The sequence below is a fragment of the Cytobacillus horneckiae genome (genome assembly GCF_002835735.1).
Classification (GTDB): Bacteria; Bacillota; Bacilli; order Bacillales; family Cytobacillaceae; genus Cytobacillus; species Cytobacillus horneckiae.
The window spans coordinates 1-25,754 of the sequence record NZ_PISD01000009.1; the positions used below are offsets into that span (position 1 = coordinate 1).

Consider the following 25,754-nt stretch of genomic DNA (forward strand, 5'->3'; position numbering starts at 1 on the left):
CTATGCCCGGTTTTTCTTAATAGTTGTTGTTGTTGATATAAGGCTAGAGCGGATAAAACAAAAACTAAAATAGTCATTGTTATGCCAACTGGAATAAAATCGAGCGGGAGAAGCCAAAAGTGGTCATAGTTATACAAACTGGAACCGAAATTGAGTGGGCTGAAGCCAAAAATGGTCATAGTTATACAAACTGGAACCAAAATTGAGCGGGAAGTAGCCAAAAATGGTCATAGATATACAAACTGGAACCAAAATTGAGCGGGCTGAAGCTAAAAAGTGGTCATAGATATGCAAACTGGAACCAAAATCGAGCGGGCTGAAGCCAAAAGTGGTCATAGTTATACAAACTGGAACCAAAATCGAGCGGGCTGAAGCTAAAAGTGGTCATAGATATGCCAACTGGAACCAAAAATGAGCGGGAAGAAGCCAAAAGTGGTCATAGTATCACAAACTTTAACCAAAATAGATTGGTAAGAGTAGAAAATAATCTCAGCTCATTCATTAGGAAAGAACAATTTCCAAGATTATGCTCAATATGTAACTTATACATTTTACTTCCGTCATATTTAAAAAGCGGGTGGTGAAAAATTGAATAATAAGTATATATTAATTCTTGTTATGAGTGTTTTATTTTCTGGGATGACAGGCTGTTCAAATGTAACCGGCAAGAAAGTGGAAGATGCGAGGTCTACTCTTCCATTATTTAAGTCCGAGTCAGATGAAATGCCGCCAAAAGTAGTCGGACATATTGAAATAAACGGTCAACTGCACGAATTAGCAAAAGGTGGCTACACATGGGAAAATGGAAACACTGTCGTTACAACTGATGCTGCCTCGCCTGCACAAATTGCAGAAACACTTTCTCCTATTAACGTTGAGCCTGAAAGTGAAATGAGCATAGAGATTGAACAGTCTCCGTCAATTACAATAAGGTTATGGGAAGGGGACCACAGTAGCTTCATATCTGAAGGAAATGAAGTCACTGCCCCAACGCAACCGGGGGAATATATATATGAGGCAATCGCAAAGTGGTCAAATGGAGAAGTATCATTTACGTTTGTTATCGAAGTGTAGGAAAATAATCTATTCTCTCTCCATTTACACTATGATAGAATGAGTTCGATATATATAACATCTAATCCATTTTGGAGGGAATATAATGAAGAAGGACTTTGCTGTCATTGGGCTAGGACGATTTGGTGGGAGTATTTGCAGAGAGCTGGCAGAGCAAGGGCTAGAAGTGATGGCTATTGATACAAATGAAGCTCGAGTCAATGAATTTTCTATAATCGCTTCCCATGCAGTTGTAGGGGATACAACTGATGAATCAGTAGTTAAAGGCTTAGGGCTGAGAAATTTTGATCATGTAATTGTAGCAATCGGTGATGATATACAAGCAAGCATATTAACTACATTAATATTGAAAGAAAATGGGGTAGATAAAGTAACTGTTAAAGCACAAAATGATTATCACGAAAAGGTGCTTAAAAAGATAGGCGCTGATGTTGTTGTTCATCCCGAAAGAGATATGGGCAGGAGAATTGCACATAAGCTGGCATCAAATAATGTATTGGATTATCTGGAACTTTCTGATGAACATAGTATTGTTGAAATTGTTGCAAATGAAAGAGTTGGCGGACACTCGATTATTGATCTAGATATTAGAGCAAAGTATGGTGTAAATATTGTGGCTATTAAAAGAAGAGAGCAGATTCTTGTTTCACCTCAAGCAAATGAAATTATCCAATACAAGGATATTCTTATTGTCATTGGAGCGGACCATGATATTAATCGCTTTGAAAAGAAAATGCTTAGTTAAATGAAATGCAACAACATATAAAGATGAAAAAACGGATGAGAAGTTTTAAGCTTCTTATCCGTTTTTTATTTTTAATTATACTTCCATAATAATCGGAAGGATCATTGGACGGCGTTTTGTCTTTTCATAAAGGAATGGGGCAAGCGTGTCAGTTATTTCGTTTTTAATCTCTGACCATTGAGTGGTTTTGCGTTCCATAACTTTATTTAAATGTTTGGAAATAAGAGATTGAGCATCATTAATTAGGTCGCCTGATTCTCTCATATAGACAAATCCACGTGAGATTAAGTCAGGACCAGCCGCAATCTTAAAGTCCTTCATGTTAATGCTGACAACTACTACGACTAGACCTTCCTCAGAAAGAATGCGGCGATCTCTTAATACGATGTTGCCAATATCTCCAATACCGCTGCCATCAATATAGACAGAGCCGGAAGGGATTTTTCCTGCCACTTGTGCTGTTTGATCACTAAGTGCTAAAACGTCTCCATTGTCCATAATAAAACAATTTTCTTCCTCAACACCACAATCTACAGCAAGACCAGCATGCATTTTTTGCATTCTATATTCTCCGTGAATTGGCATAAAGAACTTTGGTTTAATTAAACGTAGCATTAGTTTTTGCTCTTCTTGTCCACCGTGTCCAGATGTATGAATGTTATTGAGCTTACCGTAAATAACATCAGCACCTGCACGTGAAAGGCGGTCAATGGTTCTGCTTACGCTTATTGTATTTCCAGGAATCGGTGAAGACGAGAAGACGACTGTATCACCAGGCTGGATTTGAATTTGACGATGTGTGCCGTTAGCAATGCGTGACAATGCAGCCATAGGTTCACCTTGGCTCCCTGTACACAGGATTGTCACTTGGTTTGCAGGTAAACGGTTAATTTGCTGTGCATCAATAAAAGTATCTTTAGGTGCATTAATATAACCTAATTCCTGTCCAATATTGATTGCTGCTTCCATACTTCTTCCAAACACAGCAATTTTTCTGCCGTTTGTCACAGCAGCGTCAGTAACTTGTTGTAGACGATGGATATTTGATGCAAACGTAGCAAATATGACTCTTCCTTCAACCTTGCGGAAAATATCAGTAATGCTTTCGCCTACTTTACGCTCAGACATCGTAAATTCTGGAATTTCACTATTTGTACTATCAGAAAGTAAGCAAAGCACACCTTCTTTGCCGATTTCAGCAATCTTTGTTAAATTTGCTGGTTCACCAACTGGTGTAAAATCAAATTTAAAGTCACCAGTATGAACGATTTGTCCTGGTGGTGTTTTTACAACAATCCCATACGAATCTGGGATGCTGTGGGTTGTGCGAAAGAAAGTAACTGATGTTTTTCTAAATTTGATGATGTCATCTTCTTTAATTTCATGCATTTTTGTTTGGCGTAACAGACCGTGCTCCTCAAGCTTATTGCGTAGCAAGCCTAAGGCAAGCTTACCTCCGTAAATTGGGATATTTACCGTTTTAAGAAGGTAAGGAATTCCGCCGATATGATCTTCATGCCCATGAGTGATGAAAAGACCTTTAATTTTATCTTCATTTTTAACTAAGTAAGTATAGTCAGGTATTACATAATCAATACCTAGCAGCTCATCTTCAGGAAATTTAATACCCGCATCAATTAATATAATTTCATCCTGAAATTGGACAGCATACGTGTTTTTACCAATTTCTCCAAGGCCGCCAAGAGCGAACACAGCGGTTTGGTCATTTTTTACAAATTTCATATATTATTCAATCTCCAATACTTTATAATCTTCGTTTTGCTTCTCATACTCAAGAAATTCCCCATCCACCGCTGTAACAAATTCAATGTTAAAAGGACGATTTTTTAATTTTGTACGAACATCGCGCTCACTTACCCCTTCTACATAAATCGTTTGGGTTTTCTCACGTACAGGGACTTCCTTTGCTGACTCTTGGTAGTAAACTTTAAATATCATGTTTTATCTCTCCTTAATCCGAAATCTTTTTCTAATAATTTATAAAAAATAACATGTTTGACATGTATTTACTTATCTAATGAATGAATCAAAACCATCGGTTATGAGTTATTCTTTACTAATACTTTATTAAGTACTCTTGTGCTAAATAATATATGTAAAATAAGTGTACTGTATATAAATTTACAATAATGAAGGAGCCCTTCGCAAGTTTGAAGGGCTCAAAGTTATTATAACATTTAAGCAATCATGTTTTTACGAAGCAAATCTCTTCATTGGTATGAAAAAGGCTGAAGTTCCATCACACTTCCTCACTTACTATTGTAAACGATACTTGTCTAAAGTAAAGCTTTCATCCAGTGTTTTAGAAAAAATTGTTATAATTGACCTTGAAGCCTCGATTTTTAAATGGTTCTATTGATTTTTGCAGAGGACTCATGACCGTTAAACAAATTGACATATTTTTAAGCTCTTAGTAAAGTTTATTTGAGTTAAATTCAATAAAGAGAATAATTTGGAAATTTGGCTGTTTTCAAAAAGATTTTTGGTTATTAGATAAAAAGTAAAGTTGGGAGATTGGAGCGATACAAGTGAAAATTGTATTTTTTGATATAGATGGAACATTATTAAATAAAGAAAATGTGATTCCAGATATGACTAAAAAAGCCGTTAAAAAACTGCAGGATAATGGAGTTTATGTTGCAATTGCAACAGGTAGGGCACCTTTTATGTTCGAGCATATTAGAGAAGAGCTAGGGATAGATTCCTACGTCAGTTTTAACGGTCAATATGTTGTTTTTGAAGGCGAGGTTATATACAAAAACCCTTTAAAGACAAATGAACTTGACAAATTAATGAATCGATCACATCAGAATGAACATCCACTCGTTTTTTTAAATGAACTGACAATGAAATCATCAACAGATTATCATCATTATATTCAAGAAAGTATGAATAGCTTAAACTTCCCTCATCCTGAAGAGGATGCTGATTTTTATAAAAAAGAAGAAATTTATCAGGCACTTGTTTTTTGTTTGGAAGAAGAAGAGGAAGAATATAAACATGAATATCAGGATTTTCAGTTTGTGCGTTGGCATCCGTATTCAACTGATGTCGTACCTGCAGGCGGTTCCAAAGCTGAAGGCATTAAGGAAATGATTAAACGACTGCAATTAGATTTAGAAGATGTTTACGCTTTTGGAGATGGACTCAATGACATTGAAATGCTCGAGGCAAGCGGAACAGGTGTAGCGATGGGTAATGCATTTGACGTGGTAAAGGAAGCGGCAGATATCGTGACTGACCATGTAAATGAAGATGGTATTTGGAAAGGCTTGAAACAGCTTAATTTAATATAAATAGAAGAGAGATAGGGGAAGATGAATCCCTTATCTCTCGATTGCTACCGCATTCTCGATCGGTTCGAATGGTTGTGATTGATTAATATGATCATAAAACATTACTCCGTTTAAATGATCAATTTCATGTTGGAAGCATATGGAAGGAAGACCTTTTAATCTTAATTTAACCTCCGTATTATCAATATCGTATCCTTTCACCGTAATACGTGCATGTCTGGGCACATACCCCTCGATGGGATCGTCGACAGATAAACATCCTTCTCCAGAAGCTAAATAGGCTTTTTCGACGGAATGACTAATGATTTTTGGGTTAAATAAAGCGTAGCTAAATAACTCGCCTTTATCATCCATTAAATGGACAGCAATCATCCTTTTGGAAATATTAATTTGAGGAGCAGCTAATCCGATTCCGGGGCGCAAGCCGTTTTCAGCAGCTAGCTCTGGGTTTTGACTGTTTTGAACATACGCCATTAAGCTTTTTAAAATCTCTTTATCTTCATCAGAAGCAGGCAAGCTTACCTCTTTAGCAACTTCTCTTAACACAGGATGTCCATCTCTGACTATATCGTCCATTGTTAACATGTAACTGCACTCCTCACTTAAAAATATGATTCTTATATGTATATATATGTATTTAGTTTAACAGACATATGATAAAAAGTTAATTTTATATGAACAAGGGTACATATATATATGCACCCTTGACAAATGAGCGATTGCTTAAAAATTCCAGCATGCACATCCAACAATGATTAATAGGATAAATAATACAATAATTAATGCGAAGCCACTTCCAGCGCCTCCACAACCACAGCCATAGCCGCCGTATCCACCATAACCATACATAAGGTTTACCTCCTTGATTATTCTTGGTATAGTCGCCCTGCTTTTTTAGGAGTGGACGATTACTATAGGCTATGAAACTATAAAAATAATTGTGTAGGCCGGAGCCTAAGTCATACACGAAAAAATGTTGAATATAATGTTAGAGAAATGGACAACCCCTGCAATGTTTAATGTCGAATTGATTGTCAAATATTTAAAGTATAGATATAGTAGAAATAAATGTGACAAACCATGAAAAATTATTCTATATTTTGACAAAATTAGTGTAACTAAATATAGAATGCAATATAGAGGGGGAAAAATTGATGTTGAAGAAAGGTAAGGCAATTATATTGCTTTTAATATTGATGTCATTTGTCATGTCAGGTTGTATTAATAAAGAACCAGAACAGAAAATGTATGATGCTTTGGAAAAGGTCGTCGCAGCTGAGCAAGTTTTTAAAGAGCAGCAAGACCCGCTTGTCCAAATTGAACAACAAGAAAAAAAAATATACGATGAGATTATATCGTTAAGTATGAAAGAGTTTGACAAAATAAAGAAGCTATCTAATGAGGCGATAGATTTAGTTGAACAGCGGAAGGCGCATATGGAGAAGGAAAGAGAAAGCATTGTACAATCAAAGCAGGAATTTGAAAAAACAGAGGATATTATCAATAGCTTTGATGACTCAACTTTGAAAAAGACAGCAGAGGATCTTTACGGAATTATGACCGAAAGATATGATGTTCATGATGAATTGTATACAAACTATATAGCATCAATCGAATTGGATAAGGAATTATATGAATTGTTTAAACAAGAGGATGTTACGATTGAACAGTTAGAAGCTCAAATTGCAAAGATCAATGATTCATATGAGAAAGTATTAAACGATAATGAGCAATTTAATGTAAAAACAGAAGAATATAATGAAGCCAAGCTTAATTTCTATAAAGAAGCGGGAATCGATGTGAAATAAATAATAAAAAAATCAGCTGCAAAGCTAATTTTAAGGTTGTAGAGAAACTCATATCAAAAATAAAAATGAAGACTTTGGGATTGTTCGCTACTCTCCCATAGGAGTCGAGCACCTCTCCAAATCTAACTTAATTCTTTTTCGAAGGAACTTTAAAATCAGCTGAAAAGCTGATTTTTTTATTGTCCCATTCGACATAAATGTGATGCATTTGTCGGAGTTGGAGCTATTTTATGAAAATTCCCTTTATTATAACAGAAGGAAGAAATCGTAATTTATATAGTACAGTTTTATCTTATCATTAAAACAGAAGTAAAGTTTTGTAAGCGAAAGAATATTGAAATTTATTGAAAAAATAAGGGAATCAAAGATTGACGAAAGGATATCCTTCGTATAAAATATTAGCAAATAGATAAAGTGTATCATAGTTGAAAGTAATATAACTGATACAGATTTAAGAAATGAAGTTATAATGAATAAAGACGTTTTTTTTGGTGGAAATTGTGGAAAACTAATCAAAACTATGTTTTTACTCCAAGTTTAAATGTAATGGAATATTAGAGTGAAATGCTCATTGTACATGGACCATGAAACGACTATGTTTACACAGTTAAAAATAAAACGTTTTTAAAATACGAAAGGGTGACTTTTATGGCTTCAAAAACTAAAAAGGCCGCGTTTGATGCAAAGAAACAACTTGAGAAAGTTGAAGAGCAGTTTGAAACGTTACAAATATTAAATGAAGAGGGTAAAGTTGTAAATGAATCTGCCATGCCGGATTTAAGTGATGAGCAGCTTCAGGAATTAATGCGCCGTATGGTCTATACTAGAATTTTAGATCAAAGGTCAATTTCATTAAATAGACAAGGAAGATTAGGATTCTATGCGCCAACCGCAGGGCAGGAAGCTTCTCAATTAGCATCGCAATTTGCGTTGGAAAAAGAAGATTTTATTTTGCCTGGCTATCGTGATGTGCCGCAAATCATTTGGCACGGACTTCCTTTATCGCAAGCATTTTTATGGTCTCGCGGACACTTCGAGGGTGGCAACATTCCTGAAGGTGTAAATGTCATTGCACCGCAAATTATTATCGGTGCGCAATACATTCAGGCTGCTGGTGTGGCACTCGGCATGAAGAAACGCGGTGAAAAAGCAGTGGCAATCACTTATACTGGTGACGGCGGAGCTTCACAAGGTGATTTCTATGAAGGAATTAACTTTGCAGGAGCATTCCAAGTACCTGCGATCTTTATTGTTCAAAATAACCGCTTTGCCATTTCTACGCCGGTAGAAAAACAATCTGCTGCGAAAACGATTGCACAAAAAGCGGTCGCTGCGGGAATACCGGGAGTTCAAGTCGACGGAATGGATCCGCTTGCTGTTTATGCAGCGGTACATGATGCGCGTGAGCGTGCGTTGAATGGAGAAGGACCAACTTTGATTGAAACACTGACATATCGCTATGGACCACATACGATGGCAGGCGATGACCCAACTCGCTACCGTACATCTGACCTTGATAATGAGTGGGAAAAGAAAGATCCATTGGTTCGTTTCCGTAAATTCCTTGAAGATAAGAAGCTATGGAATGAAGATATGGAAAATGAAATCATTGAAAAAGCAAAAGAAGATATTAAGGTAGCCATTAAAAAAGCGGATGATACGCCTAAACAGAAAGTGACTGACTTAATGTCAATTATGTATGAAGAAATGCCTTATAACTTAAAAGAACAATATGAAGTATATAAAGAAAAGGAGTCGAAGTAAGCCATGGCGCAAATGACAATGATCCAAGCAATCACTGATGCACTTCGTACTGAACTAAGCAACGACCCGAATGTGCTCGTATTTGGTGAAGATGTGGGCGTGAACGGCGGGGTATTCCGTGCAACAGAAGGCCTGCAAAAAGAATTCGGCGAAGACCGAGTATTTGATACACCACTAGCAGAATCAGGTATTGGCGGTCTAGCGGTTGGTCTAGGGTTACAAGGCTTTCGCCCAGTGCCAGAAATTCAATTCTTCGGCTTCGTTTATGAAGTAATGGATTCAATTTCAGGCCAGCTTGCTCGTATGCGCTATCGTTCAGGCGGCCGCTATAGTGCTCCAGTAACAATTCGCTCACCATTTGGTGGCGGCGTACATACGCCGGAAATGCATGCTGATAGTTTAGAAGGATTAATGGCTCAGCAGCCTGGTCTTAAAGTGGTTATTCCTTCGACACCATATGATGCGAAAGGTCTATTAATTTCTGCGATCCGTGATAATGATCCAGTTATTTTCCTTGAGCATATGAAGCTATACCGTTCTTTCCGTCAAGAGGTGCCTGAAGAAGAGTATTCCATTCCATTAGGGAAAGCGGAAGTGAAGCGTGAAGGCTCAGATATTTCTATAATCACATACGGTGCAATGGTTCATGAGGCATTAAAAGCTGCAGAAGAACTAGAAAAAGACGGACATTCTGCAGAGGTCATTGATTTGCGTACCGTTAGTCCAATAGATATTGAAACAATTATTGCATCAGTAGAAAAAACAAATCGGGCAATTGTAGTGCAAGAAGCACAAAAACAAGCCGGTATCGCAGCAAACGTAGTAGCTGAAATTAATGACCGTGCAATATTAAGTTTGGAAGCACCGGTATTGCGTGTTGCCGCACCTGATACAGTCTTTGCTTTCCCACAGGCTGAAACTGTATGGCTGCCAAACTATAAAGATATTATTGAAACTGCGAAAAAAGTGATTAATTTTTAAATAATAAGAAAAAGGGGGTCGGTTACCCCCTACTTTGCTTGATTATTATGATACAATAGGATGGTGAATTTAATTGGCATTTCAATTTAGATTGCCTGATATCGGTGAAGGTATCCATGAAGGTGAAATCGTCAAGTGGTTTGTTAAAACAGGCGATGAAGTTCAAGAAGATGATGTACTTTGCGAAGTTCAAAACGATAAAGCAGTTGTTGAGATTCCCTCTCCTGTTAAAGGGAAGGTAGAAGAAATTCTAGTTGAAGAAGGGACCGTTGCAACTGTAGGACAGGTCCTTATTACTTTTGATGCTCCTGGTTATGAAGATTTGAAGTTTAAAGGTGACCATGAGGATGAGGAGCAAGCAAAAACTGAGGAAAAAGCAGCGGAGAAAACTGAAGCACAAGTACAGGCTACAGGTGAAGCTGGGCAAGAGGTGAAAAAGGAAGAAGCACCGTCACAAGGAGAGAAAGCAGAAGGTAAAGTAATTTCTCAAACTGAAACGGATTCTAATATTCGCATTATTGCTATGCCATCAGTTAGAAAATATGCAAGAGAAAAAGGCGTCGATATTAAACAAGTGAATGGCAGCGGAAAAAATGGCCGCATTCAAAAAGAAGATATCGACAAATACCTTGATGGTGGTACTGAAACAGCCGAAGCTTCAACTGAACAGCAAGATACTGCACCGCAAAGTGAAGCGAAAGAAACTGCACCTGCGGCCGCTCAAAAAATTCCTGAGGGTAGCTACCCTGAAACTCGTGAAAAAATGAGCGGTATCCGTAAAGCGATTGCGAAGGCAATGGTTAATTCCAAGCATACAGCTCCGCATGTCACTTTAATGGATGAAGTGGACGTAACGAAACTTGTTGCACACCGTAAGAAATTCAAAGAAATTGCAGCAGAAAAAGGAATTAAATTAACATTCCTACCTTATGTAGTTAAGGCGTTGACAAGTGCTCTTCGTGAGTATCCGATCTTAAATACATCTCTTGATGATGAGGCTGGAGAAATCGTTCATAAGCATTACTACAACATCGGAATTGCGGCTGACACTGATAAAGGCTTGCTAGTACCGGTAATTAAGGATGCTGACAGAAAATCTACTTTTGCAATATCAAATGAAATCAATGAACTGGCAACAAAAGCTCGTGATGGTAAATTAGCCTCTGATGAAATGAAGGGTGCGTCTTGCACAATCACAAATATTGGATCAGCAGGCGGACAATGGTTTACACCAGTTATTAATCATCCGGAAGTGGCAATTTTAGGCATTGGACGCATAGCTGAGAAGCCAATCGTTAAAGATGGAGAAATTGTTGCCGCACCTGTACTCGCGTTATCTTTGAGCTTTGACCATAGAATCATTGATGGAGCAACTGCTCAAAACGCGCTAAACCACATCAAGCGTTTACTAAACGACCCAGAATTATTGCTAATGGAGGCGTAAGAAATGGTAGTAGGAGATTTCCCGATTGAAACAGATACAATAGTTATTGGTTCAGGTCCTGGAGGATATGTAGCAGCAATTCGTGCCGCTCAATTAGGACAAAAAGTTACAATTGTTGAAAAAGGAGAAGTCGGTGGAGTTTGTCTTAATGTTGGATGTATTCCTTCAAAAGCATTAATTTCTGCTGGACATCGCTATGAAACAGCTACAGAGTCTGATGCAATGGGAATCAAAGCGGAAAATGTAACTGTGGATTTTTCTAAAGTTCAAGATTTTAAAGCTGGTGTAGTGAAAAAGCTAGTTGGCGGTGTTCAAGGTTTATTAAAAGGTAATAAAATCGAAACCGTTAAAGGTGAAGCATATTTCGTTGATAGCAATACATTGCGTGTTATGGATGACAATTCTGCGCAAACCTATACATTTAAGAATGCAATTATTGCAACAGGTTCAAGACCAATTGAACTTCCTACATTTAAATATTCTAAGCGTGTCCTAAATTCTACTGGAGCATTGGCACTTGAAGAAATTCCAGAAAAGATTGCTGTCATTGGCGGTGGGGTAATTGGAATTGAGCTTGGCGGAGCGTACGCTAGCTTTGGCTCTAAATTGACGATTCTTGAAGGTGCCGATGATATCCTTTTAGGTTTTGAAAAACAAATGACAACACTTGTTAAAAAGAACCTTAAGAAAAAAGGCGCAGAGATTATCACAAAAGCACAAGCTAAAGGTGTCGAAGAGACAGAAAACGGTGTGAAAGTAACATATGAAGCAAAGGGCAAAGAAGAGACTCTAGAAGCAGATTATTTGTTTGTTATGGTCGGTCGCCGTCCTAATACAGATGAAATTGGACTAGAGCAAGTTGGCATTAAAATGTCTGATAAAGGCGTGATTGAAATCGACAAGCAATGCCGGACTAGCGTTAGCAATATTTACGCGATTGGTGATGTCGTTTCAGGTCCGCAATTGGCTCATAAAGCTTCTTACGAAGGTAAGATTGCAGCTGAAGCAATTGCAGGGAAACCATCAGAAATTGATTACTTAGGTATTCCTGCGGTAGTATTCGCGAACCCAGAACTCGCTACTGTTGGCTATAATGAAGCACAAGCGAAGGAAGAAGGAATTGAATACACAGCTGCTAAATTCCCGTTTGCAGCTAATGGCCGCGCATTAGCTTTAGATAGTACGGATGGCTATGTGAAGCTTATTACACGCAAAGAAGATGGATTAGTCATTGGTGCTCAAATCGCAGGAGCAAATGCATCTGATATGATTGCTGAACTAGGCTTGGCAATTGAAGCAGGGATGACTGCAGAAGATTTAGCGATGACTATTCATGCTCACCCGACATTAGGTGAAATTACAATGGAAGCAGCAGAGGTTGCATTAGGCACGCCAATTCACATTGTAAAATAATCATTAGTTATAAAAAGGCTTTCTCTAATTAATTAGAGAAAGCCTTTTTGTTCATCCTTACATAAGAGTACTTTTGGTTGATTTAAACAGAGGCAATATTCAGTGTATGATAAGGAAAATAAGATATCTGCTTACCGCATATATTACTAGTACGACAAACTAAAATCCTTCATTAGAGAACGATTCAATCTGCTAAAAGAAAAGCAAGTTAATTCTAATGGGATATGGGGAAAGTGAAATATATGATGGGCGGTGGGGTTGTGAAATTGTACACAGTGATTTTAATTCAGCTCATGATTTGGAGCTGCTATACATTCATTGAATGGCTATCTAAATATGATCAGCTCTTATATAAAGTAATGATGTTTCTTGTCTTTTTTTATTTAGCGATAATGATCGGCAACTATTTAATGAAGTCTAAACGAAAAACAATGCTTGCTACAAGTATGAGTTTAATTGTATATGCTTCTTTTTATTTTTTTAGCTTCTAAGAAAAAGAGATATGAGTGAGAATGAAAATAAGCTTGCCTAATAAAAGCATGGAATTTAGCTCATATGAAGGAGTTTTTAAAAACAAGGAACACTGTGTTTGTTTTCATAACTTCCTCCCTGTTTTAAAACGTGTGTTTAGAAAGGAAGAGTATAATGATTAAGATGAAATGGGTATTATTGTTGATCGTATTCATGGTTGCAGGCTGCAGCTCAGGCGTCAATGAATCACCGGAGAAGCATTCGGACAAGCCTCTTGTGAATGAGGAGAATAGAAATGAAGAGAAGCCTAAAGAGTCAGAACGAAATGAAGCAGAGAAAGAAGAAGAGAAGGAAACGATGAGTCCTATCACTGAACCGAAATATGAGGTAAATGAAGCAAGTTGGAAGCTGGATCCAATCGGTAATGCAAATGAAAAAGTCGTCCTGCTAACAATAGATGATGCACCAGATCAGTATGCAGTACAAATGGCAGAGACACTCCGCGAGCTTGGTGCAAATGCAATCTTTTTTGTTAATGGCCATTTTTTAGATACGAATGAGGGGGAGCAGGCTTTAAAGAAAATACATGAACTCGGTTTTCTGATAGGCAATCACACATATAATCATAAAAACTTGACGGAAATCTCTGCAGAAGAACAAAGAGAAGAAATTGTTCACTTAAATAATCGGATTGAGAAGATTATTGGTGAAAGGCCAAAGTTTTTTAGAGCGCCCTTTGGAGCGAATACTGATGAAAGCTTAGAAATTGCAAAAGACGAAGAAATGATTGCGATGAATTGGACATACGGTTATGACTGGGAGAAGGAATACCAATCTAAGGCTGAGCTGACCAAAATAATGGTCGATACCCCTTATTTAAGTGAAGGGGCGATTCTGTTAATGCATGATCGGCAATGGACAAATGACGCCTTAGTGGATATTGTTAAAGGTCTTAAAGACAAAGGCTATGAAATGGCGGATCCCAATACTATAAAAACATATTAAAAAAAAGGATAAGCCTATTCGGGCTTATCCTCAGTGTGTTTGAGAAAGTGATTAAAAGAAAAATTAGAGAGCTGTTCGGTCGCCTCGGAAAATCCGAAACTCTTCATTTTTATTTTTGATATGAGTTTCTTCACACTCTTGGGATAAGCTTATTCAGGCTTATCCTCTTTTTCTTTTCTCGTCGGCCTCCCGTTAATAAATCTTGCGATAATGGAGTAAATGGAGAAAAACAAAAGGAAATAGCTCATGAACGTTAAAAGCAACGGAATCCATTTAATTGCTGTTTTCTCATCCATTGGCGACTCAAAATCAATAATGGCAGGGTAAGAATTTTTATCTTCTGGTAAAGTTAATGTTTGTTCGGCAAATGGAAATGGGCCGCCGAAAATAAGTGTCTTCTCTAATTCATCAGGCTTTTCTTCGATATAAGCATTGAAGATGAACGGAGAAATAATGGAAAAAGCTAAAGCGATAATACCGATAATCATCACACGGTTTTTCATTTTTACTTCACACCTCTTAGCTGAGCAATCTATTGTGTTAGTACATTGATGAGGAGGAGGGGAGATAAGGTGTTTACGGTTTGTCCACTCTGTTTAAAAGATTACTTTCTTGGGTAGAAGTACATCACACGGCCATTAAATAAATGTAATTCAGCTTTTAACTTCTTGGCAAGAAATTTACAGAATTCATTTGCCTTTCCTTTATCACCGAAAGTTGCTGTTTCTGGTAAGGTAATTTGAATAAAGGATTGCAGCTTGTCTGTTCCGTTTTCATCATGGATGACTTCTTTATCAATGCCTAGCATAATAAGATTATACCTATCTTCATCAGAGCGAAGATAAAACCAGCTGCCCTTTGCATCAGGCTGTTCTTCAATTTTATAAGGAAATGCTGCTTCATCATAGCTCCAATTTACTTGGTTTCCAGTTTTTGCAGTGATTTCTTTATAATAATGAAAATACTCCTTAATCATTTCAGTTGATATATTTTCAGCCTCAGATGATGGTACAAGTTTGATATATGCATTAGCAGTCATAAACCTAACCCCCATTTGGATTGTTGTTATCCTCACTTTATTCTAGCATTGAATAAATTATGATGACAATGAAAAACAGAGGAAAAAATGAAAAGCTTGTAAAATTTGCTAAAATAAATTATAATAATATTCTAAATATTTATAAAAACCAGGAGGGATGATATGGAGTTTTTTCAGAAGCTCTATGATGAGCATGAAAATGTAAATGTGCGTTTTGTAGGTTTTTCCACGGATTTAACCCGCTATGATTTTGGTATAGTTTATACGAACCTTTTCTTTACTAAACCTCTGGTTGTTTGCATGCAAACTGGCCGCTCAACTCTCCTCGACCCTAAAGATCTCGAAGATACTGAATACTTACAAAAGGTGTTCAAGATGGATAATACTAAACAGACAGCAGACCTTGTAGAATTTTTTCAAGATTTAATCCCGCAGACGCATTTTGAACCTGAATATGAGTAGGTATGTAGACCAGAAAGGTCTCTTTTTTTTGTAAAGGTATTTTGAGGCTTGATGCGATTGTTAGCATGAAAAGGTGAGACCGCATCCAAACTGAAACCAAAAATTGAGTGTTGAAAGAAAAATGGTCACAGTTATGCTTAATGGGCATTGCGGTTTTGTGACTAGGAATAAGGATATACATACGACTCAGTTTTTCATTTATTTAGAGGCAAGAACATTGTAGTCATCTATTTATTGATAATTATGACATACTATAAGGTATATTCATGGCTATTGATATACATTTAAAATTATAAGTGTTATATAATTGGGCTTGCATAATTAATAAGGTTATATTATTATTGATTTATGATGATACCGCTTTCAAATATTTCGTGAAGGGATTGAAAAGAATGGGTACAATTGTATGCCAAACTTGCAATTCAACAATTGATTACTTTGAAGATGAAAAAGTATCAGTATTGTACGCAAAATGCGGCTGCAGCTGCGATCAAAATGATAAAACAGAAAAATAGTTTGATAGATATAAAGCACAATGAATTGATGTACATTCATTGTGCTTTTTTAATTAAAAAACTGAATGTATTAAAATAATATTGGGAAGGGACGGAACAATTATTTGATGCATAACAGCCAAAAAAACCCTCTGTAAAAGAGGGCAATAAAAATTATTTGATTGCTTTATGTTCCTTTATGACGCGAAGGAATTTAAAATCATAATCCTCAGGCCCTTGTACAGGCAATCCTGCTTCCATGTTTGTCTTTATATATTGCAAATTTTCTTTTGTTATAATTTCACCAGGTGTGAAAATTGGAATACCTGGCGGATATACCATTATGAATTCTGCAATAATTCTGCCCTCAGATTCATCAAAAGGTACAAGTTCACTGTCTGCATAAAAGGCATCTCTTGGAGAGAGGGCGAGCAGCGGAATATTTGGAAGCAGCACTTGCGCTTCGACTTTTGCAGCCTTTCCGTGCCGTTCTGCCGACAATTGTTTTAATGCTTGTATAAGAATGTCTGCCTCTGCCTTAGTATCTCCAGGTGTAATGATACAAAGGATGTTATATAAGTCAGACATTTCCACTTCAATATGATAATGCTCTCTCAGCCATATCTCTACATCAAAACCATTCAGGCCAAGATCTTTCACACAGATGATTAATTTTGTTGGGTCATAATCAAAGGTTGCCTTCGAGCCTAAAATTTCCTTACCGATACAATGTATATGCTCGATATTGTTTAACTCGCTTCTAATGTAGTTCGAAAGCGTGATTGTCTCTTCTAGGAGCGCTTTGCCCTCAGTAGCTAATCTTTTTCTCGCTACATCCAATGAGGCTAGAAGTAAATAGGATGTGGATGTTGTTGTAAGCATACTAAGAATCGTTTGTACTCTTTTAGGAGAAACGAGGTTTCCTTTTAAATTAAGTATCGAGCTTTGTGTCATTGATCCGCCTAATTTATGAACACTGGTAGCAGATAAATCAGCACCTGCCTGCATTGCTGACATTGGAAGCTCATCATGGAAATGGATATGGACTCCATGTGCTTCATCAACTAAAACCGGGACATTGTAAGAATGAGCTATATCAACAATTTGTTTTAAATCTGCCGATATTCCGAAATAAGTAGGGTTAATAACGAGCAATCCCTTTGCATCGGGGTGCTGTTCAAGCGCCTTTGAGACAGCATCTGTTGTTATGCCATGTGAAATTCCGAGCTCTCTGTCAACTACAGGATGTATAAAAATCGGCGTTGCTCCTGAAAAGATAATTGCGGACATCACTGATTTATGAACATTTCTCGGCACGATGATTTTTTCACCTGGGCCGCAAACAGCCATGACCATCGTCATAATAGCACCGCTTGTACCTTGAACTGAGAAAAATGTTTGATCTGCGCCAAAAGCTTCTGCTGCAAGATCCTGAGCCTCCTTAATGATCCCTTTCGGTTGATGAAGGTCATCTAAAGGCCCTATATTAATAAGATCAATTGATAATGCGTTATCTCCAATAAATTCCCTAAAATCAGGGTCAATTCCTTTCCCTTTTTTATGGCCGGGAATATGAAATTGGACCGGATTTTGTTCCGCATGTGCGAGTAAACCACTGAATAATGGTGTTGCAGATTGAGACAATTTATTTCCACACCTCTTTAAAAAAATTCTATTTTGCTAAGAAACAAATGAATTATAGCATTTATAGCCGGTAATGCATAGAAAGATTATAAATTATTATGACCAGGAATGTTAAAAACAATAAAGTGTGCGCCAACAAAACAGGATTTTTAGCAGCAATGTCGAATTTTATATAAGTGAATGAACGGAGGTATGTAAAAATGGAATGGAAAACTAGAATTACCGATTTGCTTAATATTAAGTATCCAATTATTCAAGGCGGGTTGGCACATTTAGCGTATTCCGATTTAGCTGCAGCGGTGTCAAATGCAGGCGGCCTTGGGCAAATCACTGCAATGTCTTTAAATAATCCTGATGAATTAAGAGAAGAAATCCGCAGAGTGAAAACGCTTACTGATCAACCATTCGGGGTTAACTTTGCGATTGGCCAGCACGGGCGGCCTTTTACTGATTTTTTAGATATTGCTATTGAAGAGAAAGTGCCAGTCGTTACAATGACAGGTGGCAATCCAGTCCCGTTTTTCGAGCATTTAAAGGGAGTGGATGTAAAAACGCTTGTTTTAGTTGCTGCGAAAAGGCAGGCGATAAAAGCGGAAAAACTAGGTGCAGATGCAGTAATGGTTGTCGGTCAGGAAGGCGGTGGTCATCTTGGCAGAGATGATGTCGGCACGATGGTGCTTATACCTCAGGTCGTAGATGCAGTGTCCATTCCTGTTGTTGCTTCAGGCGGAATTGGTGATGGAAGAGGATTGATGGCAGCCTTAAGTTTAGGAGCAGAAGGAATTGAAATGGGCACAAGGTTTATCGCAACAAAGGAGTGCGTACATGCTAGTGATGTTTATAAAAATCGCCTTGTAGAGGGGACGGAAACGGATACAGCTGTTATTAAAAGAACCATTGGCGCTCCTGCTCGCGTGATTGCTAATCCATGGACAGATCAAATATTAGCAATTGAAGAAGAAAACGGCGGTTATGAACGGTTAAAAGATTTTATTAGCGGGGAAGCCAATAAACAGTACATATATAATGGGAATGAAAATGAGGGCTTTGGCTGGGCCGGTCAAGTAATGGGTCTGATAAAAGATATACCTACTGTTGATGCCCTATTTAAGAAAATGATCGGCGATGCGGAAGACATTCGCTCAAAATGGTCATAATAAAGGTATTGCAGTCTAATTTTACCTAAAGTAAAATCAGCTAGTAAGTTAAACTCCGAGGTGAAAAAGATATGGAATACCAATACCCTTTAGAACAAGATTGGTCTACAGAGGAAATTATCGATGCGATTGCTTTTTTTCAAAAAGTAGAGAAAGCCTATGAGCAAGGAATTGAAAGAGACTCCTTTATGTCGGCGTACCGCCGCTTTAAAGAAATCGTCCCTGGAAAAGCCCAGGAAAGAAATCTATGCAACGAATTTGAGGAAATAAGCGGCTACTCACCCTACCAAACAGTAAAGTCTGCAAAAGCAGCTAATCCAGGAAAAATCATTAAAATGAATTAAGCAAATAAAAAGAAGCATCGTAAAACGCGATGCTTCTCAGATTTCCTCAGAAAGTGAACACAAGAAAATTTAGTTGAATTTGGAGAGGTGTCCGCTTGACCGCGGTAAGCCTCGGAAAATCTCAAACCACTTCATTTTTATTATGAATGAGTTTCTCTACAGCCTGAGAAGTATCGTTAAAAGCGATGCTTCTTTTTTAGGTTTATGCCATTTTATATAGGGGTATTAATGAGTTAAATACAGTTTCTGTTCTTGCAATAAAGTCTCTACCAGACATTTTTACAGCTTCATCCCGCGGTATATTGATGCCGCAAAGTATTTCAGCTTTTTTTACATTTTGCAGGCGAGTAAACATTGATGATAGCTCTTCCTTTGATAGGTCTCCATGCTTCGTTGCTGCAGGTTTTGTGTGATCCAACGACCACATAAAATCATTCGGGATATCTTTATATAATTTTCCTATTTTTGATTGCAGCAATTTGCCAAGCTCTACCTTGTTTGGCGCTTCATATATAACGGCGAACCAGACAAAAACATGCGTTTCCCATAACCCGATTTGGAAATGCGGCAGCATTTTATAGCCGCGTGCATTATTGGCAAATGCGACCCAAGTATCTTTAGGTGGATTTTTTGTTCTACGTGCATGCTTAGCGACGTGCATATGCATTTCATCCCCTGTAGCAACAGATAACATTGGAGCAAACAATTCACCTAATTCTTCAAGCTTCGGTCTAATCGTCGTTTTTAACGCATCCATTCTTTCATCTAGGCCATTTATTGTAAAAACATTAAAGTCATCATTTGTAAATCCATTGAAAGACATATTACTATAACCTCCATATGTATATATTAATACGTATGTAAAATATTGTAGCATAATGTAGAAAGAACAAGAAATAATTTGCCGCCGCCTTTAAAAAAGTCTAAAAACCCATTCTGTATGGGTAAACGTACAATTTTGTTGCACAGGCAAGACTGACATCATACTATAAAAGTAAAAATAATCTGAAAATTTACTACATTTTATGAAAAGGGGTGTACTGTCTATGAAACAATTGATGAATTCTGTGAAGAAAGCTGCAGTTGAAAAAGAAAGAACAGCTGTTCTAAGATTAGAAATGGATTATGAACTAGCAACGTTATTTGAAGCGATGACAATTAAAAATGAAGATGTTGTCAAATCTTCAAAAGTAAAGCTTGAAAAGATCAGACAGGAGCTTCTAAAGCTGAAAGCTTTATAAGGTATTTCTCATTATAAATAAAGTCTTTCTCTAATAATGAAACCATTGAGAAACGAACTCGGAAAAAATAATTCTGAGTTCGTTTATTACTTTTGTAGAAATAATTAAGCAGGAAAACTTGAAGTAAACGAATATTTTCGATAAGCTAATGGTATTTTATACCGCTGGACAAGGGTGGAGGTTAAATGATGACAAATTGGATTGATATTGATACATATGCGAAAGCATGGATGAAAGAAGCAGGAGAGCGGATTAAAGAATCGTTTAGCAGCAAATTGACGATTCAAACGAAGTCCCATCAAAATGATTTAGTGACAAATATTGATAAAGGAACAGAGCAATTTTTTATTGAAAAGATCCATGAGAAGTATCCAGATCATCGCATTCTTGGCGAAGAAGGCTTTGGAGACACTTTGAATGATGTAAAGGGAATTGTTTGGATTATTGATCCAATTGACGGCACAATGAACTTTATTCATCAACAAAGGAATTTTGCCATTTCTATCGGCATTTACGAAGATGGGATAGGTAAAATTGGTTTAATTTATGATGTAGTACATGATGAGCTATATCATACAGTTAAAGGAAATGGAGCATTTATAAACGATTTGAAGCTTCCGCCCTTAACAACTGGAAAAGTCAAAGATGCTATTATAGGAATGAATGCAACATGGGTAACAGCTAATAAGCGAATTGATCCGAGCCTCCTTTCCCCTTTAGTTAAAGATGCAAGAGGAACAAGATCTTACGGTTCTGCCGCAATTGAAATGGCTTATGTCGCATCTGGCCGGCTGGATGCCTATTTAAGTTTAAGACTAGCGCCATGGGATTATGGTGCAGGCATCATATTAATCGAGGAGCTTGGCGGTGTTACATCGACCATGAAGGGCGAAAAGATGAAGATTGTCGATCAAACATCAGTATTGGTAGCAAGGCCAGGCGTTCATGAAGAAATTTTGCATAACTACTTAAAAAGTGGGAATTGGTAATTGAAAAAAGCTGCGTCATATTGACGTAGCTTTTTCTTATAGCGCCAGGATTAAATCAACGCAAATTGAGAAGTAAATATTATAGTTCCCCGTTTTCCCGCATTTTCTTTTTTGTTTTGAAGCCAAAACCCATAACAACGAAAATGCCAACGATACATAACAAAATACCTAAAATACTTCTTTCGCCAATTGCGATTCCTATTCCGCCTATACATACCGCCGCAGCAATAGCAAATCCTAATAGTGGCCATTTAATACGTTTCATTTTAGAGAGTACCTCCTGTTAGGAGTAATTACGTAATATGCTCCTGTGTATATGCAAGACATTTTGTTCACAAATTATATTTTACACAAAAAGAAGTTAGTTTTCTATAATAATTGTGGTATAATGTTTCAGTTATAATATAAATTAGCGTTAATTTGTTAACAATGAAAATAAAATAATCTGATTGTATGTCTTGCCATTTCGGAAGAGTTATTTATAAATCAGCTAGGAGGAAACACTTTTGAAACATAGAGAAGATATTCGCAATATCGCAATTATTGCCCACGTTGACCATGGTAAAACTACATTGGTCGACCAATTATTGAAGCAATCTGGTACTTTTCGTACGAATGAACATGTCGAAGAAAGGGCAATGGACTCGAATGATATTGAGAGAGAACGCGGGATTACAATATTAGCTAAAAATACGGCGATTCAATATAAAGATACACGAATCAACATCCTTGATACTCCAGGACATGCCGATTTCGGCGGAGAAGTAGAACGTATCATGAAAATGGTAGACGGCGTTCTGCTAGTTGTTGATGCATATGAAGGCTGTATGCCGCAAACGCGCTTTGTATTGAAGAAAGCTCTTGAACAAAATTTAACACCTATTGTGGTTGTAAATAAAATTGACCGTGACTTTGCAAGACCTGAAGAAGTAATTGATGAAGTAATTGATTTATTCATCGAGCTTGATGCTTCAGAAGATCAATTGGATTTCCCAGTTATCTATGCATCAGCAATTAACGGGACAGCAAGTGTTGACCCTCAACAACAAGATGAGAACATGCAATCACTTTACGAAGCGATTGTAGAAAATATTCCGACTCCGATTGATAACAGAGAAGAGCCTCTGCAATTCCAAGTCGCCTTGCTTGATTATAATGATTATGTTGGACGTATCGGTATTGGTCGTGTTTTCCGCGGAACAATGCAGGTTGGACAACAAGTTGCGCTAATGAAGCTTGACGGATCTGTGAAGCAATTCCGCGTCACTAAAATCTTTGGTTTCTTTGGCTTGAAGCGTCAGGAAATACAAGTTGCACATGCAGGTGATTTAATCGCAGTATCTGGAATGGAAGATATCAATGTTGGTGAAACTGTTTGTCCAGTAGAGCATCAAGATGCCCTGCCGGTACTAAGAATTGACGAGCCAACATTACAAATGACTTTCCAAGTAAACAACAGTCCGTTTGCAGGAAAAGAAGGTAAATTTATTACTGCAAGAAAAATTGAAGAAAGATTGCGTGCACAATTGCAAACAGATGTAAGTCTTCGTGTAGAAAACACGGATTCTCCTGATGCATGGGTTGTATCCGGCCGCGGAGAACTTCACCTTTCTATTCTTATTGAAAACATGAGACGTGAGGGCTATGAGCTGCAGGTTTCTAAACCGGAAGTTATTATTAAAGAAATCGATGGTGTAAAATCTGAACCTGTAGAGCGTGTACAAATTGATGTTCCTGAAGAGCATACTGGATCTATTATGGAGTCTATCGGTGCTCGTAAAGGTGAAATGCTTGATATGGTGAATAACGGTAACGGTCAAGTCCGTTTACTATTTAATGTTCCTGCTCGTGGATTAATTGGTTATACTACAGAATTTTTAACATTAACTCGCGGTTATGGAATTATCAACCACTCATTTGATAGCTACAAACCAATGATGCAAGGTCAAGTTGGGGGAAGACGCCAAGGTGTCTTAGTATCAATGGAGAGCGGAAAAACATCAACTTATGGTATTATGCAAGTAGAGGATCGCGGAACAATCTTCGTAGAGCCAGGTACAGATATTTATGAGGGAATGATTGTTGGAGAACATACGCGTGAAAATGATCTTGCAGTTAATATAACAAAAGTGAAGCATGCTACAAACGTTCGTTCAGCAACGAAAGATCAAACATCAACAATTAAAAAACCAAGAATTATGACATTGGAAGAAGCTTTGGAATATTTAAATGATGATGAGCTATGTGAAATCACACCAGAATCCATTCGTCTGCGCAAAAAAATTCTTGATAAAAACGAACGTGAAAAAAGTGCAAAAAAGAAAAAATACGCTGAAACAAACTAAAAATAAACAGCAGCAACTGTAAGCCAAAAGGCTAAATCCTTTTGTGTTGGGAATGAATTGGGAAATGCCAATCTGAATTTCCCTTTTTATTTCCACACTAAAGGCAAGTAGCTGCAAGGTAATGATAATGGTATTGCAAAGGAGATTTACTTCCATATCTTCTTTGTTACATAAAATTAAAGAAGGGGATGGATTACATGATAGAAGATCGTCTTTCCTTTTTCGCAGCATTGTTTAAGGTCCATGAAAATCCTGATGTAGGAATGTGGCTTCTGTATATAACAATTATCATTTTATGCATTATTGTATTTAAGCTAGGTTTTGCAAAGAAGCTCCCTTTATTAAAGTCTATAGTTATTTATGCATTCTTAATATTAGGTTGTACCGTTTTAACATTCCTCGGGGTATTTTTACCGATAGCAGAAGGGTTAGTTGTTGCAGCAGTTATACTGATCATATACAAAATCCGCCTTCATCAGGAAAAGAAGCATCGACGCGCCAGTGCGGAATGAAATGGAGATGCTTAATTAAATGATGCCATTGCAGGATGCTTTATATAATTGGCTTACGATTAAGGTTGTAACAGATGCACGCTCAGATGATCGCGCTGCATTGGAGACAGAAGAAATGTTTTTTTCCATATTAAATGATGACCATGGAATTTCGAATATTCAATATGAGAAAAATGATGGGATGTACAATGTACAATATCTTCATGAAAACGAAAGAAAACAGACTCGATTTCCGATTGAATTAATAGAAATTATGCTTACACAAATTCAAGCTGAACCCGAAAAGTATGTTAATTATCCTGAAAATGAGTAAATAAAAAAATCTGACTTCATTAAGTCAGATTTTTTTATTAAAGTATAAAAGACATTAACCATGGCGATATGATAAACGAAATGATGGCCGCCAGTATCATGCATACACTTGAGACTGCCCCGGCTCCTGTACCTATTTCAAGCGCCTTTGCCGTTCCTGCACCATGGGCTGTCGTTCCGAGTAAAACGCCTTTAGCAATATCGCTTTTTATTTGGAATAACTGAATGTAATAGGGGCCGATGATCATGCCTAAAACTCCGGTCATAATTACAAAAACAGCTGTGATTGTCGGCACCCCGCCAATTAAGTTTACGACATCCATTGCAATTGGAGAGGTGATAGAATAGGGAATAATGCTATGCGCAAGTGTGCTCTCCAGTTTTAATAATTTTCCAAGCAAATAAGCGAGGTAAATCGCTGAAAGTGATCCGATGAGTACACTCAAAATAATTTCAACGAAGTATTTTTTTAAAATAGGATAGAAGCGGTAAAGCGGAATTGCCAATGCAACTGTCGCTGGCTGCAATAGCGCCGTTATCCATTTTGATCCTTCATTATAAGAGGAGTATGGAATGTTGAAAAGGATAAGGAACATAATAATGACCAGTGGTGCAATCACTAAAGGAGAAAAATAAATTTTATTTGTTTTCCCATAGGCCCACTTGGAGATGAAATATATGCTAATTGTTAGACTTAAGAAAAACAGCGTCTTCATTTTTTTCAGCTTTCTCCTTCCTTGTGGCCAGCTTCTCCGCAAGTAATCCAGAACAAATCATGACAATGCTTGAGCTAGTTAACAGTATAATCAATATTTTATAACCGCTGCCAAGTATTAAATCCTTGTATTGTAAAATACCTACAGCAGCGGGGATAAAAAATAAGAGCAGCTCAGCAACAAGCCAATTTCCCCCAACTTCAACCCACTTTAGCTTAATGATATTAAACTTTAATAATAAAAATAATATGACCAGCCCTAATATACTTCCAGGAATATTTAAACCGAGCCATTCGCTCAATCCATTCATACCGTAAGTAAATAAGCATAATCCGGTCAGTTGCAACATACCTAATGCTATTCTAATCAATTTGTCTTCACCTTCTGTACTAATCACTTATTAATATAGTGTACATTGCGTACAAGTATAGGTAAAATGAATAAAGAGAATAATTACTATGCATAAAAGTTATGGAG

At 37.2% G+C, this 25,754-nt stretch carries 30 protein-coding genes; 19 read left to right on the plus strand and 11 right to left on the minus strand.

Annotated elements, in window-relative coordinates; genetic code table 11:
- Window positions 1–588 precede the first annotated feature (588 nt).
- Together CWS20_RS05420 and CWS20_RS05425 are read left to right on the plus strand one after the other, a co-directional pair.
- Window positions 589–1,074 carry a hypothetical protein gene (locus CWS20_RS05420; protein WP_066196778.1) on the plus strand — a complete coding sequence of 162 codons (486 nt, stop codon included), beginning with the start codon at window positions 589–591 and terminating at the stop codon, window positions 1,072–1,074.
- A gap of 85 nt (window positions 1,075–1,159) precedes the next feature.
- Entirely contained in the window at window positions 1,160–1,819 is a 660-nt protein-coding gene (locus CWS20_RS05425) for a potassium channel family protein (protein ID WP_066196779.1), read from the plus strand.
- A gap of 75 nt (window positions 1,820–1,894) precedes the next feature.
- Here CWS20_RS05425 and rnjA read toward each other — a convergent pair whose 3' ends face one another.
- Both rnjA and CWS20_RS05435 read right to left on the minus strand, forming a co-directional pair.
- A complete protein-coding gene (gene rnjA, locus CWS20_RS05430; RefSeq protein WP_066196781.1) occupies window positions 1,895–3,562 on the minus strand; it encodes a ribonuclease J1 in 1,668 nt (555 codons plus the stop codon).
- Window positions 3,563–3,565: 3 nt separating this feature from the next.
- Entirely contained in the window at window positions 3,566–3,778 is a 213-nt protein-coding gene (locus CWS20_RS05435; protein WP_066196782.1) for a DNA-dependent RNA polymerase subunit epsilon, read from the minus strand.
- Window positions 3,779–4,362: 584 nt separating this feature from the next.
- Between CWS20_RS05435 and CWS20_RS05440 the strand changes: the two genes are divergently transcribed.
- Entirely contained in the window at window positions 4,363–5,136 is a 774-nt protein-coding gene (locus CWS20_RS05440) for a Cof-type HAD-IIB family hydrolase (RefSeq protein ID WP_066196783.1), read from the plus strand.
- Between the two features lie 30 nt (window positions 5,137–5,166).
- On the opposite strand, the gene def is transcribed toward CWS20_RS05440, so the two are convergent.
- Window positions 5,167–5,721: a peptide deformylase gene (def, locus tag CWS20_RS05445; RefSeq protein WP_066196785.1), complete on the minus strand. Its 555-nt coding sequence runs from the start codon at window positions 5,719–5,721 to the stop codon at window positions 5,167–5,169.
- A gap of 138 nt (window positions 5,722–5,859) precedes the next feature.
- A complete protein-coding gene (locus CWS20_RS05450) occupies window positions 5,860–5,985 on the minus strand; it encodes a YjcZ family sporulation protein (protein WP_083957355.1) in 126 nt (41 codons plus the stop codon).
- Window positions 5,986–6,290: 305 nt separating this feature from the next.
- On the opposite strand from CWS20_RS05450, the gene CWS20_RS05455 reads away from it, so the two are divergent.
- The 7 genes from CWS20_RS05455 to CWS20_RS05485 all read left to right on the plus strand — a co-directional run bounded on the left by CWS20_RS05455 (window position 6,291) and on the right by CWS20_RS05485 (window position 14,022).
- Window positions 6,291–6,944, plus strand: a complete 654-nt coding sequence (locus CWS20_RS05455) for a YkyA family protein (RefSeq protein WP_066196787.1) — start codon at window positions 6,291–6,293, stop codon at window positions 6,942–6,944.
- A gap of 648 nt (window positions 6,945–7,592) precedes the next feature.
- Window positions 7,593–8,708, plus strand: coding sequence for a pyruvate dehydrogenase (acetyl-transferring) E1 component subunit alpha (pdhA, locus tag CWS20_RS05460; protein WP_066196789.1), 1,116 nt, complete (start codon window positions 7,593–7,595; stop codon window positions 8,706–8,708).
- 3 nt (window positions 8,709–8,711) lie between these two features.
- Complete coding sequence (locus tag CWS20_RS05465; protein WP_066196791.1) at window positions 8,712–9,689, plus strand: alpha-ketoacid dehydrogenase subunit beta; 978 nt, start codon at window positions 8,712–8,714, stop codon at window positions 9,687–9,689.
- 73 nt (window positions 9,690–9,762) lie between these two features.
- A complete protein-coding gene (locus CWS20_RS05470) occupies window positions 9,763–11,133 on the plus strand; it encodes a dihydrolipoamide acetyltransferase family protein (protein ID WP_066196793.1) in 1,371 nt (456 codons plus the stop codon).
- Between the two features lie 3 nt (window positions 11,134–11,136).
- Window positions 11,137–12,546, plus strand: a complete 1,410-nt coding sequence (gene lpdA / locus CWS20_RS05475) for a dihydrolipoyl dehydrogenase (RefSeq protein WP_066196795.1) — start codon at window positions 11,137–11,139, stop codon at window positions 12,544–12,546.
- A gap of 242 nt (window positions 12,547–12,788) precedes the next feature.
- The gene (locus CWS20_RS05480; protein WP_276532445.1) at window positions 12,789–13,037 is read left to right on the plus strand and encodes a hypothetical protein; all 249 of its coding nucleotides are present in this window, start codon (window positions 12,789–12,791) and stop codon (window positions 13,035–13,037) included.
- Window positions 13,038–13,191: 154 nt separating this feature from the next.
- Window positions 13,192–14,022 (plus strand): polysaccharide deacetylase family protein, encoded by an 831-nt coding sequence (locus CWS20_RS05485; RefSeq protein ID WP_066196796.1) that lies wholly within the window; start codon window positions 13,192–13,194, stop codon window positions 14,020–14,022.
- A 149-nt stretch (window positions 14,023–14,171) separates the two neighbouring features.
- On the opposite strand, the gene CWS20_RS05490 is transcribed toward CWS20_RS05485, so the two are convergent.
- Window positions 14,172–14,525 (minus strand): hypothetical protein, encoded by a 354-nt coding sequence (locus tag CWS20_RS05490; protein ID WP_066196797.1) that lies wholly within the window; start codon window positions 14,523–14,525, stop codon window positions 14,172–14,174.
- 101 nt (window positions 14,526–14,626) lie between these two features.
- Window positions 14,627–15,061, minus strand: a complete 435-nt coding sequence (locus CWS20_RS05495; RefSeq protein ID WP_066196799.1) for a DUF1885 family protein — start codon at window positions 15,059–15,061, stop codon at window positions 14,627–14,629.
- A 162-nt stretch (window positions 15,062–15,223) separates the two neighbouring features.
- Here CWS20_RS05495 and CWS20_RS05500 point away from each other — a divergent pair, with 162 nt between their 5' ends.
- Complete coding sequence (locus tag CWS20_RS05500; protein ID WP_066196801.1) at window positions 15,224–15,523, plus strand: DUF3055 domain-containing protein; 300 nt, start codon at window positions 15,224–15,226, stop codon at window positions 15,521–15,523.
- Window positions 15,524–15,915: 392 nt separating this feature from the next.
- On the plus strand, window positions 15,916–16,038 hold the full coding sequence (locus CWS20_RS05505) for a GapA-binding peptide SR1P (protein ID WP_083957497.1): 123 nt from the start codon (window positions 15,916–15,918) through the stop codon (window positions 16,036–16,038).
- 153 nt (window positions 16,039–16,191) lie between these two features.
- Here the strand turns inward: CWS20_RS05505 and CWS20_RS05510 are convergent, their stop codons facing one another.
- Window positions 16,192–17,661: an aminotransferase class I/II-fold pyridoxal phosphate-dependent enzyme gene (locus CWS20_RS05510; RefSeq protein ID WP_066196805.1), complete on the minus strand. Its 1,470-nt coding sequence runs from the start codon at window positions 17,659–17,661 to the stop codon at window positions 16,192–16,194.
- A 200-nt stretch (window positions 17,662–17,861) separates the two neighbouring features.
- Between CWS20_RS05510 and CWS20_RS05515 the strand changes: the two genes are divergently transcribed.
- A complete protein-coding gene (locus CWS20_RS05515; RefSeq protein ID WP_066196808.1) occupies window positions 17,862–18,818 on the plus strand; it encodes an NAD(P)H-dependent flavin oxidoreductase in 957 nt (318 codons plus the stop codon).
- A gap of 71 nt (window positions 18,819–18,889) precedes the next feature.
- Window positions 18,890–19,162, plus strand: coding sequence for a UPF0223 family protein (locus CWS20_RS05520; protein WP_066196810.1), 273 nt, complete (start codon window positions 18,890–18,892; stop codon window positions 19,160–19,162).
- A gap of 202 nt (window positions 19,163–19,364) precedes the next feature.
- On the opposite strand, the gene CWS20_RS05525 is transcribed toward CWS20_RS05520, so the two are convergent.
- Complete coding sequence (locus CWS20_RS05525; RefSeq protein ID WP_066196812.1) at window positions 19,365–19,985, minus strand: YktB family protein; 621 nt, start codon at window positions 19,983–19,985, stop codon at window positions 19,365–19,367.
- Between the two features lie 223 nt (window positions 19,986–20,208).
- Between CWS20_RS05525 and CWS20_RS05530 the strand changes: the two genes are divergently transcribed.
- Both CWS20_RS05530 and CWS20_RS05535 read left to right on the plus strand, forming a co-directional pair.
- A complete protein-coding gene (locus CWS20_RS05530; protein WP_066196814.1) occupies window positions 20,209–20,403 on the plus strand; it encodes a YkzI domain-containing protein in 195 nt (64 codons plus the stop codon).
- A gap of 185 nt (window positions 20,404–20,588) precedes the next feature.
- Window positions 20,589–21,392 carry an inositol monophosphatase family protein gene (locus CWS20_RS05535; RefSeq protein WP_180321517.1) on the plus strand — a complete coding sequence of 268 codons (804 nt, stop codon included), beginning with the start codon at window positions 20,589–20,591 and terminating at the stop codon, window positions 21,390–21,392.
- A 79-nt stretch (window positions 21,393–21,471) separates the two neighbouring features.
- Here CWS20_RS05535 and CWS20_RS05540 read toward each other — a convergent pair whose 3' ends face one another.
- Window positions 21,472–21,657, minus strand: coding sequence for a YlaF family protein (locus CWS20_RS05540; protein ID WP_066196821.1), 186 nt, complete (start codon window positions 21,655–21,657; stop codon window positions 21,472–21,474).
- Between the two features lie 241 nt (window positions 21,658–21,898).
- Between CWS20_RS05540 and typA the strand changes: the two genes are divergently transcribed.
- The 3 genes from typA (at window position 21,899) to CWS20_RS05555 (ending at window position 24,562) form a co-directional block, all read left to right on the plus strand.
- Window positions 21,899–23,737: a translational GTPase TypA gene (gene typA / locus CWS20_RS05545; RefSeq protein ID WP_066196823.1), complete on the plus strand. Its 1,839-nt coding sequence runs from the start codon at window positions 21,899–21,901 to the stop codon at window positions 23,735–23,737.
- 197 nt (window positions 23,738–23,934) lie between these two features.
- Window positions 23,935–24,249 carry a YlaH-like family protein gene (locus CWS20_RS05550; protein WP_411814287.1) on the plus strand — a complete coding sequence of 105 codons (315 nt, stop codon included), beginning with the start codon at window positions 23,935–23,937 and terminating at the stop codon, window positions 24,247–24,249.
- A gap of 19 nt (window positions 24,250–24,268) precedes the next feature.
- Window positions 24,269–24,562, plus strand: coding sequence for a hypothetical protein (locus CWS20_RS05555; RefSeq protein WP_066196828.1), 294 nt, complete (start codon window positions 24,269–24,271; stop codon window positions 24,560–24,562).
- Between the two features lie 37 nt (window positions 24,563–24,599).
- Here CWS20_RS05555 and CWS20_RS05560 read toward each other — a convergent pair whose 3' ends face one another.
- Both CWS20_RS05560 and CWS20_RS05565 read right to left on the minus strand, forming a co-directional pair.
- On the minus strand, window positions 24,600–25,277 hold the full coding sequence (locus tag CWS20_RS05560) for an LrgB family protein (protein WP_066196830.1): 678 nt from the start codon (window positions 25,275–25,277) through the stop codon (window positions 24,600–24,602).
- Window positions 25,243–25,647 (minus strand): CidA/LrgA family protein, encoded by a 405-nt coding sequence (locus CWS20_RS05565; RefSeq protein ID WP_066196832.1) that lies wholly within the window; start codon window positions 25,645–25,647, stop codon window positions 25,243–25,245. The genes CWS20_RS05560 and CWS20_RS05565 overlap by 35 nt, the downstream gene beginning before the upstream one ends.
- Between the last annotated feature and the right edge of the window lie 107 nt (window positions 25,648–25,754).

What these genes read in the sequence shown, in the direction of transcription:
- CWS20_RS05425 (WP_066196779.1), top strand. Translation starts at nt 1,160, where the DNA reads ATGAAGAAGGACTTTGCTGTCATTGGGCTAGGACGATTTGGTGGGAGT.
- rnjA (WP_066196781.1), bottom strand. Translation starts at nt 3,562, where the DNA reads ATGAAATTTGTAAAAAATGACCAAACCGCTGTGTTCGCTCTTGGCGGC.
- CWS20_RS05435 (WP_066196782.1), bottom strand. Translation starts at nt 3,778, where the DNA reads ATGATATTTAAAGTTTACTACCAAGAGTCAGCAAAGGAAGTCCCTGTA.
- def (WP_066196785.1), bottom strand. Translation starts at nt 5,721, where the DNA reads ATGTTAACAATGGACGATATAGTCAGAGATGGACATCCTGTGTTAAGA.
- CWS20_RS05450 (WP_083957355.1), bottom strand. Translation starts at nt 5,985, where the DNA reads ATGTATGGTTATGGTGGATACGGCGGCTATGGCTGTGGTTGTGGAGGC.
- CWS20_RS05455 (WP_066196787.1), top strand. Translation starts at nt 6,291, where the DNA reads ATGTTGAAGAAAGGTAAGGCAATTATATTGCTTTTAATATTGATGTCA.
- pdhA (WP_066196789.1), top strand. Translation starts at nt 7,593, where the DNA reads ATGGCTTCAAAAACTAAAAAGGCCGCGTTTGATGCAAAGAAACAACTT.
- CWS20_RS05465 (WP_066196791.1), top strand. Translation starts at nt 8,712, where the DNA reads ATGGCGCAAATGACAATGATCCAAGCAATCACTGATGCACTTCGTACT.
- lpdA (WP_066196795.1), top strand. Translation starts at nt 11,137, where the DNA reads ATGGTAGTAGGAGATTTCCCGATTGAAACAGATACAATAGTTATTGGT.
- CWS20_RS05480 (WP_276532445.1), top strand. Translation starts at nt 12,789, where the DNA reads ATGATGGGCGGTGGGGTTGTGAAATTGTACACAGTGATTTTAATTCAG.
- CWS20_RS05485 (WP_066196796.1), top strand. Translation starts at nt 13,192, where the DNA reads ATGATTAAGATGAAATGGGTATTATTGTTGATCGTATTCATGGTTGCA.
- CWS20_RS05490 (WP_066196797.1), bottom strand. Translation starts at nt 14,525, where the DNA reads ATGAAAAACCGTGTGATGATTATCGGTATTATCGCTTTAGCTTTTTCC.
- CWS20_RS05495 (WP_066196799.1), bottom strand. Translation starts at nt 15,061, where the DNA reads ATGACTGCTAATGCATATATCAAACTTGTACCATCATCTGAGGCTGAA.
- CWS20_RS05500 (WP_066196801.1), top strand. Translation starts at nt 15,224, where the DNA reads ATGGAGTTTTTTCAGAAGCTCTATGATGAGCATGAAAATGTAAATGTG.
- CWS20_RS05505 (WP_083957497.1), top strand. Translation starts at nt 15,916, where the DNA reads ATGGGTACAATTGTATGCCAAACTTGCAATTCAACAATTGATTACTTT.
- CWS20_RS05515 (WP_066196808.1), top strand. Translation starts at nt 17,862, where the DNA reads ATGGAATGGAAAACTAGAATTACCGATTTGCTTAATATTAAGTATCCA.
- CWS20_RS05520 (WP_066196810.1), top strand. Translation starts at nt 18,890, where the DNA reads ATGGAATACCAATACCCTTTAGAACAAGATTGGTCTACAGAGGAAATT.
- CWS20_RS05525 (WP_066196812.1), bottom strand. Translation starts at nt 19,985, where the DNA reads ATGTCTTTCAATGGATTTACAAATGATGACTTTAATGTTTTTACAATA.
- CWS20_RS05530 (WP_066196814.1), top strand. Translation starts at nt 20,209, where the DNA reads ATGAAACAATTGATGAATTCTGTGAAGAAAGCTGCAGTTGAAAAAGAA.
- CWS20_RS05535 (WP_180321517.1), top strand. Translation starts at nt 20,589, where the DNA reads ATGATGACAAATTGGATTGATATTGATACATATGCGAAAGCATGGATG.
- CWS20_RS05540 (WP_066196821.1), bottom strand. Translation starts at nt 21,657, where the DNA reads ATGAAACGTATTAAATGGCCACTATTAGGATTTGCTATTGCTGCGGCG.
- CWS20_RS05550 (WP_411814287.1), top strand. Translation starts at nt 23,935, where the DNA reads ATGATAGAAGATCGTCTTTCCTTTTTCGCAGCATTGTTTAAGGTCCAT.
- CWS20_RS05555 (WP_066196828.1), top strand. Translation starts at nt 24,269, where the DNA reads ATGATGCCATTGCAGGATGCTTTATATAATTGGCTTACGATTAAGGTT.
- CWS20_RS05560 (WP_066196830.1), bottom strand. Translation starts at nt 25,277, where the DNA reads ATGAAGACGCTGTTTTTCTTAAGTCTAACAATTAGCATATATTTCATC.